The following is a 2,838-nucleotide window of genomic DNA, read 5'->3' on the forward strand; positions in this document are numbered from 1 at the left end:
AGTATGGTGTTGTCGTCGAGTACCTGTTGTTGAATTTGTTGGAGGTTAAGGGGTTCGGGATATTTGAGAGCTGCGTAACTGGGGCTAGTTTGTTTGATTTGGGTTTGCAGTTGTTGGTATTCTGTTTGGAGAGTGGCTAATTTTTGTTTGATTTTTTCTAGTTGTTCTGGTTTAAAGTCGCCTCTAACTAATTCCAGGCGTTCTTTTTCGGTGGCATCAAATTTTTGGAGTAAACTTTGTTGTTTTTGTAGTGATCCTTTATCTACGTCTTGGTAGATATTGGCGTTAGCTTCGGTGAGGAGTTCGAGGAGGGAGCGGGCGCGACGGCGTTCGCTAGCGTGGAGTGCTTTAGCATCAAAACCTTGGTCTGGGTTTTGTTCGTGGAGTTGCATTAAAATATCAATGTAGAATTGATAGTTATCTTGAACTGTAGCAAAGTAGGATGTCCGCAGGTCTTGAGCAACAATTTTGGTGCGGAGCTCTTCGATTATTTCTAGGGATTTTTCTATGAATGTTAGGCTTTCAGTTAGTTTGCCTTGGTCTCGTTTGACAGAAGCGATGTTCGAGATAGCGATTGCTTCCGTAGCCTTATCCTCTACTTCCTGAAGTATAGGTAAAGCTTGCTGGTAGAAATCAAGTGCTTTTTGTTTTTCTCCTAAGTCATTGTAGACACTGCCAATATTATTCAGAGTAGTTGCTTCCCCACCCTTATCTCCTACTCGTCGTCTTAGAGGTAAAGCTTGCTGGTAGAAATCAAGTGCTTTTTGTTTTTCTCCTAAGTCATTGTAGACAATGCCAATATTATTGAGAGTAATTGCTTCTACACGTTGAGCATCTACTTCCCTAAGTATAGGTAAAGCTTGATTGTATTTTTTGAGAGCTTTTTGTTTTTCTCCTAAACTATTGTAGACATGACCAATATTGTTAAGAATATTTGCTTCCCCACCCTTGTCACCTACTTCCTGAGATATAGATAAAGCTTGCTGGTAGAAATCAAGAGCTTTTTGTTTTTCTCCTAAAGTATTGTAGACACTGCCAATATTATTAAGAGTCCTTGCTTCCCCACCCGGATCGTCTACTTGCCGAAATAGAGATAAAGTTTTGTCGTAATAATTAAGCGCTTTTTGTTTTTCTCCTAACGTATCATAGACACGACCAATATTATTGAGAGTACCTGCTTCCCTACGGCGATCGCCTGCTTGCTGAAGTATAGGTAAAGCTTGCTCAAAGTAATCGATAGCTGTTTGTTTTTCTCCTAAATCACTGTAGACAACACCAATATTATTGAGAGCGATTGCTTCCCTACGGCGATCGCCTGCTTGCTGAAATAGAGGTAAAGCTTCCTTGTATTTTTTGAGAGCTTTTTGTTTTTCCCCTAAGTCATCATAGATAGTGCCAATATTATTCAGAGTGTTTGCTTCTTGACGAGGATCGTCTACTTCCCGATATATAGGTAAAACTTGCTCGTAGTAATTGAGAGCTTTTTGTTTTTCTCCTAAACTATTGTAGACAACACCAATATTATTGAGAGTGATTACTTCTCCAGCCTTATCTTTTACTTGCTGAAATAGAGGTAAAGCTTGCTCGTAATAATTAAGAGCTTTTTGTTTTTCCCCTAAGTTATCGTAGACGCTGCCAATATTATTAAGAGTAATTGCTTCCCCACGCTTATCCCCTACTTCCCGATATATAGGTAAAGCTTGCTCGTAGTAATTGAGAGCTTTTTGTTTTTCTCCTAAGATATCGTAGACACGACCAATACCAAGAAGTGTAGTTGCTTCCCAAATCAGGTTGCGCGTTTTCCTAAATAGTAGTAGTGCTTCTTCCCATTTAATTATTGTTTCCCTCAAAGATTCTGCTGTACCCTGCTTCAATAGCTCACGTCCCTGGTTATATAACCTTTCTGCCTCAAAATTGGGATCTGTCTGAGCAATAACTTCTCCCCCATTAACAAAACTAGGCAATATTAATAGAGGAAAACTAACATTAAATAACATCAGACTATTAACACTTAAAATAGACAACCATCGTATGGGAAAACTCATAGATGGGGATATTTTTTTGCCTTTGTAATTCTTATCACTATTCTGAACTTTTACTCGATCCATAATGCCACCTTATGCTATAGTATTTTCTAAAAAAATATCCCAAAATCAAATGACTTGGCAAACTTATATAGCAAATTTAACAACTATTTTATTTTTAACTACTAACCCCTTTCTCTTAGTAGAAAATACTCAATACAAACCCCAAACAGATTTAGAAGGACAACCCACAACTAAAGCACGCAAAACTCGCGATTCAAAAAAATGCCCTCAAGACAATGATTATCCCAATGGTCTATCTTTAACTGCCTTAATCCCCAATCCAGAAATAGATAAAAATAAGGTGCAATTAACAGTAGCAAAATCTCCTCAAATTTTTATGTATGTTCCTCCCACTTCAGCAGAATTAATGCAGATATTCATTAAAAAGGAAGATGGTGTAACAGATATTTACCGTACAGAACCTATAAATATTCCAGCTAAATCTGGTGTAATAGCTATTAGTATTCCAGAGGCAGAAGCAAAACTAGAAATTGGTAAAAATTATTATTGGATTGTTAGAGTTATTTGTAATTCCAGGCAAAGAAAATATGATTTAAGAGTAAGTGGTTGGCTGCGACGAATTGAGCCTAATTCCAATCTTGTAAATCAACTAAAAAATGCTGAAAAAAATGAATATCCAAGTATTTATGCCAGTAATGGAATTTGGTTTGATTCCGTGAAAGGTTTAGCGGAATTACGTTTAGCTGAACCAGATAATTTAGAGTTAGAAAATGAGTGGAAAGAATTATTA

General features: G+C 37.1%; 2 protein-coding genes. One reads left to right on the forward strand and one right to left on the reverse strand.

Translation table 11 applies throughout. From position 1 onward, the window contains the following. Window positions 1-2,108: tetratricopeptide repeat protein (locus tag AC3DU7_RS12740; RefSeq protein WP_488039715.1), on the reverse strand; the 2,108-nt coding region annotated here is incomplete at its 3' end. A 49-nt stretch (window positions 2,109-2,157) separates the two neighbouring features. On the opposite strand from AC3DU7_RS12740, the gene AC3DU7_RS12745 reads away from it, so the two are divergent. Continuing rightward, a partial coding sequence (locus tag AC3DU7_RS12745; RefSeq protein WP_488039716.1) for a DUF928 domain-containing protein occupies window positions 2,158-2,838 on the forward strand: 681 nt, incomplete at its 3' end.

This window comes from Okeania sp. (genome assembly GCF_983059655.1).